Origin of the sequence: Staphylococcus sp. GDY8P67P, assembly GCF_017892545.1 — a bacterium.
In the GTDB taxonomy this organism is placed as follows: domain Bacteria; phylum Bacillota; class Bacilli; order Staphylococcales; family Staphylococcaceae; genus Staphylococcus; species Staphylococcus ureilyticus.
The window spans coordinates 209,792-225,023 of record NZ_JAESLH010000022.1 but is presented as its reverse complement, the minus strand read 5'-3'; the positions used below and the strand labels follow the sequence as shown (position 1 = coordinate 225,023).

The 15,232-nt window shown below is 30.2% G+C and carries 18 protein-coding genes, 1 pseudogene and 1 riboswitch; of the genes and pseudogenes, 3 read left to right on the top strand and 16 right to left on the bottom strand.

The features are described 5' to 3' along the window. Window positions 1–100: 100 nt before the first annotated feature. The 5 genes from KA833_RS08970 to KA833_RS08950 form a co-directional block, all read right to left on the bottom strand. A complete protein-coding gene (locus KA833_RS08970) occupies window positions 101–463 on the bottom strand; it encodes an Asp23/Gls24 family envelope stress response protein (protein WP_046208187.1) in 363 nt (120 codons plus the stop codon). Between the two features lie 21 nt (window positions 464–484). Next, on the bottom strand, window positions 485–1,834 hold the full coding sequence (gene accC, locus KA833_RS08965; RefSeq protein ID WP_046208186.1) for an acetyl-CoA carboxylase biotin carboxylase subunit: 1,350 nt from the start codon (window positions 1,832–1,834) through the stop codon (window positions 485–487). After that, entirely contained in the window at window positions 1,834–2,307 is a 474-nt protein-coding gene (gene accB / locus KA833_RS08960; protein ID WP_046208185.1) for an acetyl-CoA carboxylase biotin carboxyl carrier protein, read from the bottom strand. Before accB ends, accC begins: the two co-directional genes overlap by 1 nt. 255 nt (window positions 2,308–2,562) lie before the next feature. Beyond that, on the bottom strand, window positions 2,563–3,120 hold the full coding sequence (gene efp, locus KA833_RS08955; protein WP_046208184.1) for an elongation factor P: 558 nt from the start codon (window positions 3,118–3,120) through the stop codon (window positions 2,563–2,565). A 27-nt stretch (window positions 3,121–3,147) separates the two neighbouring features. Continuing rightward, the gene (locus KA833_RS08950; RefSeq protein WP_046208183.1) at window positions 3,148–4,206 is read right to left on the bottom strand and encodes a M24 family metallopeptidase; all 1,059 of its coding nucleotides are present in this window, start codon (window positions 4,204–4,206) and stop codon (window positions 3,148–3,150) included. A gap of 103 nt (window positions 4,207–4,309) precedes the next feature. On the opposite strand from KA833_RS08950, the gene KA833_RS08945 reads away from it, so the two are divergent. Both KA833_RS08945 and KA833_RS08940 read left to right on the top strand, forming a co-directional pair. After that, entirely contained in the window at window positions 4,310–4,891 is a 582-nt protein-coding gene (locus KA833_RS08945; RefSeq protein WP_046208182.1) for a hypothetical protein, read from the top strand. A gap of 27 nt (window positions 4,892–4,918) precedes the next feature. Further along, window positions 4,919–5,143 (top strand): SA1362 family protein, encoded by a 225-nt coding sequence (locus KA833_RS08940; RefSeq protein WP_210128465.1) that lies wholly within the window; start codon window positions 4,919–4,921, stop codon window positions 5,141–5,143. A gap of 97 nt (window positions 5,144–5,240) precedes the next feature. Here the strand turns inward: KA833_RS08940 and KA833_RS08935 are convergent, their stop codons facing one another. Next, window positions 5,241–6,071, bottom strand: a complete 831-nt coding sequence (locus KA833_RS08935) for a lipoate--protein ligase family protein (RefSeq protein ID WP_210139550.1) — start codon at window positions 6,069–6,071, stop codon at window positions 5,241–5,243. 172 nt (window positions 6,072–6,243) lie between these two features. On the opposite strand from KA833_RS08935, the gene KA833_RS08930 reads away from it, so the two are divergent. Further along, on the top strand, window positions 6,244–6,630 hold the full coding sequence (locus KA833_RS08930; protein ID WP_046208179.1) for a rhodanese-like domain-containing protein: 387 nt from the start codon (window positions 6,244–6,246) through the stop codon (window positions 6,628–6,630). A gap of 352 nt (window positions 6,631–6,982) precedes the next feature. Here the strand turns inward: KA833_RS08930 and gcvPB are convergent, their stop codons facing one another. The 10 genes and pseudogenes from gcvPB to comGA all read right to left on the bottom strand — a co-directional run bounded on the left by gcvPB (window position 6,983) and on the right by comGA (window position 15,227). Next, complete coding sequence (gene gcvPB / locus KA833_RS08925; RefSeq protein ID WP_046208178.1) at window positions 6,983–8,458, bottom strand: aminomethyl-transferring glycine dehydrogenase subunit GcvPB; 1,476 nt, start codon at window positions 8,456–8,458, stop codon at window positions 6,983–6,985. After that, entirely contained in the window at window positions 8,445–9,797 is a 1,353-nt protein-coding gene (gcvPA, locus tag KA833_RS08920) for an aminomethyl-transferring glycine dehydrogenase subunit GcvPA (RefSeq protein WP_046208177.1), read from the bottom strand. The genes gcvPB and gcvPA overlap by 14 nt, the downstream gene beginning before the upstream one ends. Before the next feature lie 17 nt (window positions 9,798–9,814). After that, the gene (gene gcvT / locus KA833_RS08915) at window positions 9,815–10,906 is read right to left on the bottom strand and encodes a glycine cleavage system aminomethyltransferase GcvT (RefSeq protein WP_064208915.1); all 1,092 of its coding nucleotides are present in this window, start codon (window positions 10,904–10,906) and stop codon (window positions 9,815–9,817) included. A 74-nt stretch (window positions 10,907–10,980) separates the two neighbouring features. After that, a riboswitch (glycine riboswitch) is annotated at window positions 10,981–11,077 on the bottom strand. Then, window positions 11,064–11,630 (bottom strand): shikimate kinase, encoded by a 567-nt coding sequence (locus KA833_RS08910; protein ID WP_260852391.1) that lies wholly within the window; start codon window positions 11,628–11,630, stop codon window positions 11,064–11,066. It overlaps the preceding riboswitch by 14 nt. Window positions 11,631–11,752: 122 nt before the next feature. Then, window positions 11,753–12,196, bottom strand: a complete 444-nt coding sequence (locus KA833_RS08905) for a ComGF family competence protein (RefSeq protein ID WP_046208173.1) — start codon at window positions 12,194–12,196, stop codon at window positions 11,753–11,755. Next, entirely contained in the window at window positions 12,174–12,467 is a 294-nt protein-coding gene (locus KA833_RS08900; protein WP_046208172.1) for a hypothetical protein, read from the bottom strand. The genes KA833_RS08905 and KA833_RS08900 overlap by 23 nt, the downstream gene beginning before the upstream one ends. Beyond that, window positions 12,448–12,888, bottom strand: coding sequence for a competence type IV pilus minor pilin ComGD (comGD, locus tag KA833_RS08895; protein WP_052722073.1), 441 nt, complete (start codon window positions 12,886–12,888; stop codon window positions 12,448–12,450). Before comGD ends, KA833_RS08900 begins: the two co-directional genes overlap by 20 nt. Continuing rightward, window positions 12,878–13,194, bottom strand: a pseudogene (comGC, locus tag KA833_RS08890) (competence type IV pilus major pilin ComGC). Before comGC ends, comGD begins: the two are co-directional and overlap by 11 nt. Window positions 13,195–13,213: 19 nt before the next feature. Next, complete coding sequence (gene comGB / locus KA833_RS08885) at window positions 13,214–14,281, bottom strand: competence type IV pilus assembly protein ComGB (protein ID WP_070039361.1); 1,068 nt, start codon at window positions 14,279–14,281, stop codon at window positions 13,214–13,216. Next, the gene (gene comGA, locus KA833_RS08880) at window positions 14,253–15,227 is read right to left on the bottom strand and encodes a competence type IV pilus ATPase ComGA (protein ID WP_046208169.1); all 975 of its coding nucleotides are present in this window, start codon (window positions 15,225–15,227) and stop codon (window positions 14,253–14,255) included. Before comGA ends, comGB begins: the two co-directional genes overlap by 29 nt. Window positions 15,228–15,232 lie beyond the last annotated feature (5 nt).

Sequence of the window (15,232 nt, the reverse complement as noted above, 5' to 3'; positions counted from 1 at the left end):
TTAGCATTGTACGCTTTATGACTAATATAAAATAGAATTTTGTTAATCTCTTGATTATAGAACTCAGTTTTATGACCGCATTAAAGTCAAAGTGCTATATTTAATTTGTAGATACGATATGTGTAATGTGAACATTAATTTGACTTGGTATGATCGTTGTCATCGTAGATATTGAATTGTATATGGCATTTTGTATTTTTCTTGCTGTTTCTGAGATATTAATATCATATGAAAATGAGCAATATACATCAATATGAATACCATCATCTTTAGTATCTACTTTAATACCACGTGCCAATTGTTTTTTTGTAATTTTCTCAACACTTAAGTCCTTTATTTCTTTAAAGTGACCTTCTAAGCCTTTTACTTCTGAGGTTGCTATACTTGCAATAACAGTCAAAACCTCAGGTGCAATTTCTATTTTTCCTAAATTGGAATGTGATGATTCTGTTACTTTGACCATTTCACAAACCTCCTATTTAGTTTATTCATCCATTATGTTATAAGTTTCTAAGAAATTAGTATTAAATTCACCACTTCTAAATATATCGTTATTTAGTAGGCGAATATGAAATGGAATTGTAGTGTCAATGCCTAATACTAAATATTCACCTAACGCTCTCAATCCTGTCATAATTGCTTCATCTCTTGATGGTTCATGAACAATTAATTTTGCTACCATAGAATCATAGTATGGAGGGATTGTATAATTAGTATAACATGCTGATTCAATTCTTACGCCAAAACCACCCGGTGCTAGATATTGTGTGATTTTACCTGGTGAAGGCATAAAGTTTTTATAAGGATTTTCAGCGTTAATTCTAAATTCAATTGCATGTCCTTTGATTTCAATATCTTTTTGTGTGAATGGTAACTTTTCACCCATCGCTACTTTAAGTTGTAGTTTTACTAAATCAATACCAGTTACCATTTCTGTAACTGGATGTTCTACCTGAATACGTGTATTCATTTCCATAAAATAAAATTCATGCGTGTTCAAATCATAAATAAATTCAATTGTTCCAGCGTTTTCATAATTTACAGCTTTTGCTGCTCTTACTGCTGCATTACCCATTTCTTGCCGTTTAGCATCGTTTAAGATTGGTGACGGTGCTTCTTCTACAAGTTTTTGCATACGTCTTTGTATGGTACAATCACGCTCACCTAGATGGATGACATTACCATAACTGTCTCCAATTACTTGTATTTCGATATGTCTAAAGTTTTCAATAAATTTTTCAAGATATAATCCATTGTTACCAAAAGCAGTTTCTGCTTCTTGTTGAGTCATTTTGAAGCCAGTTTCCAATTCTTTTTCATCACGTGCAACACGTATACCTTTGCCACCACCGCCTGCAGTAGCTTTGATAATGACTGGATATCCTATATCTTTTGCAATTTTCTTCGCTTCTTTAATATCTTTAACTAACCCTTCACTTCCAGGAACTACAGGAACCTCAGCGCGTTTCATTTCTTCTTTAGCGACATCTTTGATACCCATTTTTTGTATGGACTCATAACTTGGGCCAATAAATTTAAGTTGACATGCTTCACAAAGTTCAGCAAAATCACCGTTTTCTGCTAGAAAACCATATCCAGGGTGAACCCCATCACATCCTGTTGAAGTCGCGATAGATAAAATATTAGGGATATTTAGGTAAGAATCTTTAGATTGAGTGGGACCGACACAATATGCTTCATCAGCAATTTGAGTATGTAATGCGTCTTTGTCTCCTTCAGAATATATTGCCACAGTTTGTAAACCTAAATCGTGACAGGCTCGAATAATTCTTACAGCAATTTCCCCTCTATTTGCAATTAAAATTTTATTCATTATTTCACCTTAAATAACGGTTGGCCATACTCTACCATTTGACCGTCTTCTACTAGTATTTCAGTAATTTCCCCTGTGACTTCTGCTTGTATTTCATTAAATAATTTCATAGCTTCCAAAATACATACTGTTGATTCGTTTGAAACAGAATCTCCTATTTGAACATATGGACTTTCCTCTGGTGAAGGTGATTTATAAAATGTGCCAACCATTGGTGCATTGATTGTTTTTAAATTGTCATTTTCTTGGGAAGCACTTGTATCATCAGAACTTTGTGTATCAAGTTGATTTGAAACAGCTGGTTGTTGTGGTGCAATCTGTTGCATCGGTTGTTGTGAAACTTGAGGTGTGATAATCTCAGTTTCTTTTTCTTTTTTTAAGTTAACTATATTCCCTTTATCTTCTATATTTATTTCAGTCAAGCTAGATTGATCAAGAATTTCAATTAATTCTTTAATTTCTTTAAAATTCATAAATACTGACTCCTTCAGATTGTTTTCATTTACCTAGTTTATTTTACTTTAGTGAAATGTTCAATTCAAGCATATACATATTTTCTATTATAACTCATTAACTTTTATAGTTAATCAATAATTAACTATAGTTTTGTGTCAAAACGGTTTTCCGTCTTTACGCAAATAATAAAAGCCCTTCCATTTAAAGTAAGTGGAAAGGCTTCTAAAATAATTTGCAAATGCTGTCATCAAGTGGTGAGTGTCACTGATGAATTAAGCTCTTGACACGTAACTTCCATCGCTTGTGTTAATTACTAAAGTATCTCCTTCATTAACAAATAATGGTACATTTAGTGTATAACCTGTTTCAACAGTCGCAGATTTTGTTGCACCAGTAGCAGTATCACCTTTAATACCTGGTTCTGTTTCTGTTACTGTAAGCTCAACGTTTTTTGGCAATTCAATACCTAAAGTTTCATTTTCATAACTTTGAATTTGAACTTCCATATTTGCTTTTAAGAAATTTAATTCATGTTCTAAGTAATCAGCAGGTAATTCAATTTGATCAAATGTTTGGTTATCCATGAAAACGTGTGTATCACCATCGGCGTATAAATATTGCATGCGACGATTTTCAATCATAGCAGTTTCAACTTTTTCTCCGCCTCTAAATGTCTTCTCTTGGATCGCACCTGTTCTTAAGTTACGTAATTTTGAACGTACAAATGCAGCACCTTTTCCTGGTTTTACGTGTTGGAAATCTAAAACTTTCCAAATACCATTATCTACAGAAATTGTTAAACCTGTTTTAAAATCATTAACCGAAATCATTCAGTTTCCTCCTTAATATAAGGTCTTCTATAAAATAATAAGGTCTTTAGACGATTTAGTAAAGCGTTCGCAACCATTTTCGGTAATTAATATATCATCTTCAATACGTACGCCACCAATTCCATCTAAATATATACCGGGTTCAATTGTAACACAATTATTTAATTCTAATGGAGATTCAGATTTTTTAGATAAATTTGGACCTTCATGTACGTCTAATCCTATACCATGCCCTAATGAATGGCCAAAAGCCTCACCGTATCCTTTTTCGGTAATATAATCTCTTGCTACTGCATCAAGTTCTCTACCAGTCATTCCTTGTTTAGCTGCTTCAATTCCTTTTAAATTTGCTTGTAATACAATGTTATATATTTCTTTTAATTGGGCATCTGGTTCGCCAATAGCAAAAGTACGGGTAATATCTGAGGCATATCCATTGTAATAAGCTCCATAATCCAAGGTAATTAATTCTCCTTGATTGATGACTTTATCACTTGCTACACCATGTGGAAGTGCTCCTCTCACTCCAGAAGCAACAATAGTATTAAAAGATGGTCCTTCTGAACCTAATTCGAGCATTTTACTTTCTAATTTTGCTTTTAACTCAAGTTCTGTCATTCCAGCTTTAGCAACTGTTAAAATATACTCATAAGCATCATCAACAATTTGAGCAGCTTTTTGAATATTTGCTATTTCTTGTTCATCCTTGACTTCTCTTATTCTCTCAATTAAACCAGAAATACTTATTAAACTGATATATGATTTACTTAATTGTAAATAAGTATCATAGCTTACTAAATTACCTTCAAAGCCAACATTTTGCACATTTAAGTCTTCTAGTGTGGATTTTATAGATTCTATCAGTTGTCCCTGTTGCTTAATCACTTTAAAACCAGCAGCTTGATCAGTTGCTTGCTCTATGTATCTAAAATCAGTAAGCAATAGTTTTTCGCTATTTGTAATAATCAATGCACCACTGGTTCCAGTAAATCCAGATAAGTATCTTCTATTATAATCAGATAAAACGATAATTGCTTCCAAATGTTTTGTCTTTAGAGCAGATTTTAACTTTTCAATTCTATTCAACAGTAATCACCCTATTCAATAAATTTGTACATTTCCAATATATACATTAAAATGATAGCATAATTAGTGTACAAATTTATAGTTTTTGAATTAGGAGAGAGTTATGAAGAAAAAATTATTCGCTATTTTATGCGCTTCGTGTTTACTCGCCGGATGTGGAAGCCAAAATTTAGGCCCATTAGAAGAGAAAACAACAAAATTACGTGACGAAAATCATAAATTAAAAAGTGATATACAAGACTTAAAACTTGAAATAAAAGAAGAAAAAACAAATATTACTGCATTAGAAAAAGATAAAAATAATATCAAGAATGCGAAAAGTAATAAAAAGAAATTAAATCATATTAAGGCGTCTTCTGAATATTATCAAGATGTCGCAAAAGCAATTGGTGATTATAATGATATTGAAGACGAAGTCTCAAAAAATAAGCAGAGCGAAAAAGTTCAAAATAAATTAACCGATATTACTAATAAAATTGATAGTGCATTTACTACATATAAAAGTAAAATTGATAAAGATAAAATGAATGACGAAGATAAGAAGAAACATAAAAATATTACTAAATTAAACAAGTCATTAGATTCTGCCATGAGTGATATAAGGGATGGTTATAACGAGAAAGATAAGAAAAAACTTAATAAAGGGCAAACTACTTTATCAAAAGTGAGCATAAGCAATGAGTAATGTGACATATAAATAGGAGTGTGTATTTTGAAACAAGCAATATTTTATATCGTAATCGCAATTGCATTAGTTGGTTTAATACTTAACTTAGATGCGTTCTTATTTAGTTTTGTAAGAATGGCTATCAGTTTAGCAATTTTTGCAGGTATCATTTATTTAATTTATTATTTTTTCTTTTTAACAGAAGATCAAAGAAAGTATAAACGTGCCCAAAGAAAATATAGAAAAAGGCATAAAAATAATAAAAATTAGGTTCTGAATATTTAACATTATTGAATAAATTAAAGCATTTACCCAACAATTAAATTCAAAAATTGTTGGGTAAATGCTTTTTTTATAGCGAATTTAATTATTTTCTATAAGTCCATTCTGATGATTGGTACTTATTAATTAATGCGTCAACTTCTGCGTTTTGCTGAGCAGTCAATTCTAAAGGTTTTAAATTGATATTTAATCCTTTTTTGAATCCACTTTCGAATGCTTGTTCCATTTCATCTAAAGTGATGTAGCGATCAGATATATCATTAATTGCTACTGCTTTATCGACAAAAGCTTGCTTCATTTTCTCTTTCAAACGATCATTTTTAAATATAAACATATCAAATAAATCATCAATATCTATATCTTGTAACAATGAACCATGCTGCAGAATCACACCCTTTTGTCTCATTTGGGCACTACCTGCAATTTTGCGTCCTTCTACGACTAATTCATACCAACTGGAATCATCAAAACAAACCGCACTTCTTGGTTGTTTTAATTTAGACCGTTCTTCTTTAGTTCGTGGGATAGCAAATGAAGCATTAAAACCTAATGTTTTGAATCCTTCAAGTAGCCCTTCAGAAATGACCCTATATGCTTCTGTAACTGTTTTGGGCATGTTTGGATGTGATTCCGGTACAATAACACTATAAGTTAATTCTTTGTCATGCAAGACACCTCTGCCACCTGTTTGTCTTCTAACAAGGCCATAACCTTTATCTTTCACCTTGTCTATATCAATTTCTTTCGTTAATCTTTGAAAGTAACCAACTGAAAGTGTAGCTGGATCCCATGTATAAAATCTAATTACTGGATCAATTTCACCTCTAGATACAAAATTTAATAACGCTTCATCCATTGCCATATTATAAAATGGATCATTACTACCTGTATTGATAAAATGCCATGTTTCAGTCACAATCAAAACTCCATTCATTAAAATTAAATTGTGATAACATCTAATTTGTGTTATCGTTTTCAATAATTGTACAAAAATGTCAGTTTACGTAATTATCATGATAAAAATATTTTGATAATTTGTGCTAACAGTCTTATAATATATAATATCGGTTAATTAGGGAGGATGCAAGATGAGTAATTTTTGGTTTATAGCTTTAGCAATTTTAATAATAATCATCGCATATATGTTGTTCAATAGATATTTGAACAAAAAAGCGGTAACAGAATTAAACCAAAATGAATTCCATAATGGTTTGCGAAAAGCTCAAGTGATTGATGTAAGAGAAAAAGTAGATTATGATTATGGTCATATTAATGGTGCCCGTAACATCCCAATCACAATGTTTAAGCAAAGATATCAAGGCTTGAGAACAGATCAACCTATCTATCTTTGTGATGCGAATGGTATTGCCAGTTATCGTGCCGCTAGAATCTTAAAAAAGAATGGTTATAAAGATATATTCATGCTTAAAGGCGGATATAAAAAATGGACTGGTAAAATCAAATCAAAAAAATAAATGAATAAGTTAACATTTTAAAATTGGGCTGTTAGTTAAATAACTAGTAGCTCAATTTTTTATATAATTAAAAAATTTAAATTTATAATTTGCTAAATATTATAAATAACCTGTTTTGAATGAATTTAAATACATGGTGAAAGGCAGTGATTTTATAATATTTCCAAGTAAATTCACACAATTAACTTCATAAGATTTATAGAGAATAAAGGGCCAATCCAATTTAATACGGATTAGCCCTTTGTTCTCTAAATGAGGTTTATATCAAGTTATTAATTTTTAATTGAATTGAATGCTTCATACATAATTTGATTATCAATTCAAAAAATCCTTTAATATGTCATTTTAAAAATTATTTTTCTGATCTTAAATGCTCAAATTTTAATACTGGTTGACGAGCAGCTTTTGTTTCATCTAATCGATCAATAATCGTTGTATGAGGTGCTTCTAAAACTTTATCGGGATTTTCTTTTGCTTCATTCGCAATTTCGATCATTGTGTCACAGAAATAATCTAAAGTTTCTTTAGATTCTGTTTCAGTAGGTTCAATCATCATACCCTCTTCTACATTTAATGGGAAATAGATAGTAGGTGGGTGTACACCAAAGTCAAGTAAACGTTTAGCCATATCTAGTGTTCGTACACCATATTCTTTTTGTTTTGAGCCACTTAAAACAAATTCATGTTTACAATATTGTTCATAAGGAATTTCAAAATGTTCTTTTAATCTTGCTTTAATATAGTTTGCATTTAGTACTGCTGCTTCTGAAACTTCTTCAAGTCCTTTATTACCCATAGTTCTAATATATGTGTATGCTCTTAAATAAATACCGAAGTTACCATAAAATGGTTTGACACGTCCGATTGAATGCTCGATATTATTATCGTATTTATACACATCATTTTCTTTAATTACCATTGGTTTTGGTAAGAAACTTGCAAGTTCTTTTTTAACACCAACTGGTCCTGAACCAGGTCCGCCACCACCATGCGGTCCAGTAAATGTCTTGTGTAAATTTAAATGAACAGCATCAAAGCCCATGTCTCCAGGTCTAACTTTGTCCATGATTGCATTTAAGTTGGCACCATCATAATACAATAATCCACCAGCTTCGTGTACAATATTGCGAATATCCATGATGTTTTGTTCAAAAATACCTAGTGTATTTGGATTCGTAAGCATAATTGCAGCTGTGTTTTCGTTGACAAGGCGTTTTAAATCTTCTATATCAACTTCTCCACGTTCATTTGACTTCACTGTAACAGCTTTAAATCCAGCAAATGCCGCTGAAGCAGGGTTTGTACCATGTGCAGAATCAGGAACGATGACTTCGTTACGATGTCCTTCACCATTTTTTTCATGATAAGCTTTAAAAATCATCAGTGCTGTCCATTCTCCATGTGCACCAGCTGCTGGTTGTAAAGTGACTTCATCCATACCAGTTATCTCTTTGAGTTCTTCTTGTAAGCTATGAATAATTTCTAGCGAACCTTGTACTTGAGATTCATCTTGTAGTGGATGTGATTCAGCAAAACCAGGTATTCTAGCTATTTTTTCATTTACTTTTGGATTATATTTCATGGTACATGAACCTAATGGATAAAATCCTGAATCAACACCAAAGTTTTTATTTGATAATTCTGTATAATGACGCACTAAATCTAGTTCTGCCACTTCGGGAAATTCAGCTTTGTTTTTTCTAATAAATTTGTCATCTAATAGCTTGTTAACTGCTCCATTATCAATTTCTTTTTTAGGTAAAGAATACGCGTAACGACCTTCTTTAGAACGTTCAAAAATTAATGGACTAGATTTACTTACTGCCATTTATTTCACCTGCTTTCTTAACAAATGTATCAATTTCATCTTTAGTTCGTAATTCTGTAACTGCAATTAACATATGATTGTCGAAGTTTTCTCCTATTTCACTTAAATCAAATCCGCCTATTATGTCTTCTTGAATTAAAGCATCGTTTACATCTTTAACTGGTTTATCGAATTTTACTACAAATTCATTAAATGATGTGCCATTGCTAACTTCAAATCCTTGTTGCTTAAATTGTTCTTTAGCATAGTTTGCATTCTCAAAATTTTGAACTGCAATGTCGTAAATACCTTGTTTTCCTAAAGCAGACATACAAATTGATGAAGCCAATGCATTTAATGCTTGGTTTGAACATATATTTGATGTTGCTTTATCACGTCTAATATGTTGTTCACGTGCTTGAAGTGTCAACACAAAACCACGGTTTCCATCTTGGTCTTCGGTTTGTCCAACAAGTCTACCAGGTGTTTTTCTCATGAGTTTTTTAGTAGTAGCAAAGAAGCCACAATGTGGACCGCCAAACTGTGTTGGAATACCAAATGGTTGTGTATCTCCAACTACAATATCTGCACCAAAACTACCTGGTGGTGTCAATAACCCTAGTGCGATTGGGTTTGTATAAACAATAAATAATGCTTTTTTATCTTCGATATATGACTGTATTTTCTCTAAATCTTCAATTGAACCATAAAAGTTTGGATATTGGACTGCAACTGCAGCAGTATCATCATCAATAGCATTTTCAAGTTTTTCTAAATCTGTAATTGTGCCATCTAAATCAACTTCAACAACTTCAAATTCTTCACGTGTTTTTACATATGTGTGTAAGACTTGTAATGCTTGATAATGCATGCCTTTTGAAACGACAATTTTATTTTTACGCGTTTGATTAAATGCTAAAATGCAAGCCTCTGCAAAACTTGTCATACCATCGTACATAGATGAGTTTGCAATATCCATATCTGTTAATTCACAAATTAAAGTTTGAAATTCAAAGATAGCTTGTAATTCACCTTGTGAAATTTCAGGTTGATAAGGTGTATATGCAGTATAAAATTCAGAACGCGAAATCATTGCATCTACTACTGCTGGGGCATAATGATCATAAACGCCTGCACCTAAAAACGAAGTATGTGTTTCTTTAGTAATGTTCTTACTAGCAATTTTATTAAGTCTTTTTGTTAATGTGGTTTCAGATTCAGCATCGGGAATAGCTAACTCTCTATTTAATAAAATATCTTTTGGAACATCTCCAAATAATTCGCTGATTGATTCAGCACCAATTGTCTCTAGCATTTCATTTTTATCTTGATCTGTTAATGGAATATAACGATGACTCACGGTAACACCCCTTTAAATTATTTACTGATTTGATTTTTCTTCACAATTTTTGCTTTTGCTTGTCTTTTTCTAATTTGAATAATAATCTCTTTGCCCATTTCAAATGCATCTCTATCAATTATAGCTAAACCAATTGATTTACCAGTTAATGGAGATTGTGTGCCTGAAGTAACTTCTCCAATTTCATTTCCATCGATATCATAAACAGTGTAACCTGTTCTTGGAATTCCTTTATCAATCATTTCTATGCCAACTGTTCTTCTTTTAGAACCGTTTTCTTTTTGATCTTTCAACACTTTTTTACCTATAAAATCGGCATCAATTAATGGTTTAGCAGCAAATGCAATTCCACCTTCATATGGTGTAATTGATTCACTTAAGTCTTGTCCATGAAGTGGTAAACCAGCTTCTAATCTTAATGTATCTCTTGCACCAAGACCACAAGGTTCTACGTCAAATTCTAATATTGAATCCCATAAAAATGGTGTATCATCTGATTTACAATAAATTTCAAATCCATCTTCACCTGTGTAACCAGATTGGGATAATATTACGTTTTTACCAAAGAATTCAACATCTTGTAAGAATTCAAAAGGAGACATTTCTGATATATTCTGTTTCACATGCTTTTGAACAAAATCACGTGCATTTGGACCTTGTATAGCTAATTGGCCATAATCTGTTGATACATTTAAGACTTCAGCATCAAAATTTTCAGATTGTTTTTTCATCCATTCAAAGTCTTTATCTGTGTTTCCAGCATTTACGACTAATAAATATGCTTTTTCACTGAGTTTATAGGTGATTAAATCATCGATGATACCGCCTTGCTCGTTACACAATGCTGTATATTGCGCCTTTGTTGTGTCTAAATTGTCAGTGTCATTTGAAAGCAAGTATTGTACTAATTGATCTGCTTCAGAACCTTTTATTAAAATTTCACCCATGTGACTTACATCAAATAAGCCCATATTAGTTCTTACAGCATTATGTTCTTCTTTAATACTTGAAAATTGAACTGGCATAGCCCAACCACCAAATTCAACAATTTTTGCACCGAGATCCACAAAGTTTTGATAAAGTGGTGTGCGTTTTAATTCATTTACCATTGCTAAACCCCCTATTAATATATTAAAAAAAGACAGAGTAGACTAAGCCTACCCTGTCAATAAATCCAGGAATGCGTCTCAGTATTATCCTTTTGCCTGAGAGTTTCGTTAAACTTGCACCTTCGGCGATGGTTATATAAATGATTAACCATTCTCTCTAATACTGGTCATTCGCTTTCATCGTTTCCAATATTTTTTTATATGTAACTGGAAGCGACTTATTACTATTCACTTTGATGAATGCGATTTCATTATATCTTGAAACTCTAGTTGAATACAAGCTTTTTAATTTAAAAAACGGTTTATTATTCGCATTGGGTCTATTACTATCATTTTTAATTCTATCGTATAGAATTTCTATGTCGCAATCTAACCATATAACATGTTTTTGTTCTTTTAATAAGTTAAATGCATCATTGCCTTCGATGATACCCCCGCCTGTAGCAATGACGTCAAATTGGTTCGCACATTTTTTTAAATACTTAAACTCTAAATTGCGAAATCCTTTTTCACCTAATTGTTCAAAAATTTCTGGTATTGTTTTTCCTTCTTGTTGCACTATAAATTCATCTAAATCTACAAAACTTAATTGATTGTTTTGTGCAATATATTTTCCTAATGTTGTTTTTCCTGTCCCCATAAAACCTATTAAAATCAGTGGTGTGTTAATTTTATTTTTCAAAAATATCTTCCTTTTGTAATTGTAATTTAATTTGTTTATCATAATATGATTCAATGTTATCAAGCGTTTTTATTTGAAGATTAAATTGAGAAGTATATTTTGCTATTAGTGATAAATATAGCATATAAATAACCATCACAAAAGGGTATATATATCCTTTCATATTAGAATTGAACTGCCTTTTCAAAGGAACCCCCTGTATAATACATTTTCAATTTTAATTTTAAATGCTTATTTTTTAGTAATATAAATTGCGCATTTTTTACATTGTTTAATAAGGTAATGTTTCCTGTGTTATTTACAGTTTTAATAATCTTATTATTTTTAAACTCGTACCTTATAATATTTTTCCTTATGTTAAATTTTAAAATACGGCCGCTTTTATCAATTTCAAGTGCTTTTGAATTGTTTTGTAACATTGCTTCAGTTATGTCTCTTGAAAAAAATTCTATATCAATTGATGATTCTAAATTAGATTGATTCTTTGTTGGAACGATTGATTTATATAATAGAGGTAGCATAGTAAATATTAATATAGTTATAAATAATGTAAATAATACTTCGATGTAAGTAAAGCTGGAATATTTACTTGTGAAAACATTTTTCATTATTATTATCCTTTGTTTTTATGCATAAATTAGAATTAGTTAATTTTATTTTATAACCGTCAATATTTACGCCGTTTATTAAACGCTCACTATCATTATATTTCAAAGCTAATAATATGATTCTTTTCATACTTATGTTTTCAATTTTATCATTAAAAGTATGATTTAGTTCTAAAACCATAGGCAAAAATACACTACACATTATAAGCATGCAAGTAAAAGCGATATATGCATCCATAAGTATACTACCGTTAATGTTTAATTTTTTCATATCTTAATCTTCCTTTTTCAATATGAAATATTAGTTTGAAAATTTCATTATCAACTGAAAGTAAGACACTACCAAATTTATTTATATTACCTTTATTGTTAAATGTTAAATATTTTATATTACTTTTAGGATGTACAAATGTATTTGGTGGAAATAGTATATCTTTGTTTTCAATTGACTGTTCTCTAACTATAATTTTATTTGAATAGTCGTTAAATATAAGTGTTATAGACTTATCATCTTTTATTGCTTTAGATTTTAAATAATTGAGTTGAGTGATTAAATTATTCATAAAATTATTGTTCGCATTATTTTTTTTATCATTAATAGGTATATGATTGACTTGAACAATTAATAAGATACTAATAATAGCCATAACCATTAACATCTCGATATATGTAAATGCTTTACTAGTTTGCAATTACTTCACCATTGTTAATTGTGATAGTAGCACCTGATTTACAATTTTTTTGGTTTTCTTTAATATAGCCATCCGCAATCAATTCATCTATAGATTGTGGTTTTTTATTATGTTTTAAAGTATATGCTTCAACTTGACTTTCAATCATTTTTATTTGGCATCACAACCTGTACTTTGAATATGTGAAGATTGTTTTGCAATATTGGGTATAATCAATATCAGTAATAAACTGATAATTAAAAGTACGAGGAGCATCTCAATTAAAGTAAAAGCACGTTTATTAAAAAATTGTTTTATTTTATTCATTAAAAGCCTCCAAATCTTATTATTTAATCGTTTGCATTAGATCAAACATAGGTAACATAATCACTAAATATAACGCAATGATTAAGATGCCTAGCATTAAAAATATAGTTGGTTGTATAAATTTAATTAATCGTTGCAGATAGCGTTCAATTTTTGTAAATATAATTTCACTATATAATTTTAATTCTATGTCTAGCTTTCCTATCTTTTCGCCTTCCTCAATAAAGTTAATCAAGCCTTCTTCAAAACAGGAAATCTTTTTTAATATTTCACTTAACTTATAGCCATTTTGTGTACCTGTTGCCAATTTTCTAGCAAGATAAATTAAATATGAGTCATTTTTTTGTTTAGAATAAATATCAACGATTGATTGTAAGTTCACACCATTCTTATAAAACAATGCAAATTCAGTAGAAAGTCTATAAGTTTTATAAAATTTGAAAAAAGTACGTAAAATCGGGATTTTTAATATAATTTTGTACTTTAAGTTAATGGGTAGTTTTTTTGTAGATATATAAAATAAGTAAGAAAAAATTAAGAAGATAAATAAAATAATAAAAAGTGTTCTAGGTAAATATATTAATAAAGATGATAAAATTAATTGTGTTTTTGAAATTTCAACATCAAAGCTATTATAGAGAGATTGAAATTCAGGTATAATAGTATGATTTAAAATGATTAACATACCTATAAAAATTGTAATTAATAGCAAAGGGTATTGAAGTGTTTTTAGTAGTTGTAGCTTTGCTTTGTTATTTCGAATTAAATAGTCTTGGGCATGTGGTAATGTTGATGTGAGTTCACTGAATAACTCTGAAAAATATATTAGCATGATAATAATTTTGGGATATTTTAGTAACAATAATATTTCGTAACATTGTGCGCCTTGATCTAGACGAGTATTAATCTGAGTCACTATTTTTGGTGCTTTTATTGTTAAGTGTTGTAGTAAAAATTTAAATGATGCTGATAATGTGAATCCATGCTGAAGTAAATCATGTAATCTTTGAAGTAATTCAATTTGGTTTTTTTCACTGATAATCATAAATCGAGGTGAACTAAAGATATCTATTAAGTGTTTCTTCACAAATTTCCCCTTCTTTTGCCATTTCATTCAATTTATACGACAAATTTTTGAATGTGCTTGGAAGTGTAAGTTGATTTTCAAAATAAAATGCTATATCTTCTCGAGTTAATTGTTCATAAATTAAAGAACGTTCATCTTTTGAGGTGTTTACTAATCTCTGATTGATAATACTTAATACCGTCTGTCGTAGTTCTTGAATACTTATACCCATTTCTAATAATCTACTCAATGCGCCCTTACAATTATTTGAATGTATCGTTGAAAGTACTAAGTGACCACTTAAACTTGCATGAATAACTTGTTTAGCAATCATAGCATCCCTGATTTCACCAATAAGTATAATATCTGGATCACATCTTAAAATCGCCTTGAATGAATTAGCATAATTAATCCCTGCTTTTTCATTAATAGAAACTTGTGTTATACCTTCAACCAAACGTTCTACAGGGTCTTCTACAGTAATTATATTAACATTTAATTTTTCCTTTGCGTGCACTATCAGTTGATACATTAGCGTACTTTTGCCAGACCCAGTAGGTCCACTAAACAGTATTAAACCTTGTTTTTTATGGACTAGTTTAAATAATTGATTTATACTAAGTGCTTTTGCTGAACTTTGAAAATATTGAGGTATAATTCTCACTACGCAACTTTCAAATCCAAGAGATAAAGGTAAAGTTGAAACTCTTAAATAGTATAATTGTTTAAGTTTGTAAGCGTATCTTCCACTTTGTGCGGTGCTGTGTGTTGATACATCTAAACCTGCTTGATATTTCATATATGTGAGCAACTTCCTATAAATATTGACTTCTATCGTTTCTATAGTGTTTAAATATTCTTTTTTTCTAAATTTAATGTATACCTTTTTGTGGTTTGGAATAAAGTGTACATCTGATACATTTTCCTTAATTGCTTTATCAATGATATTTTTAAAGAGTAACTTCAAAAAAA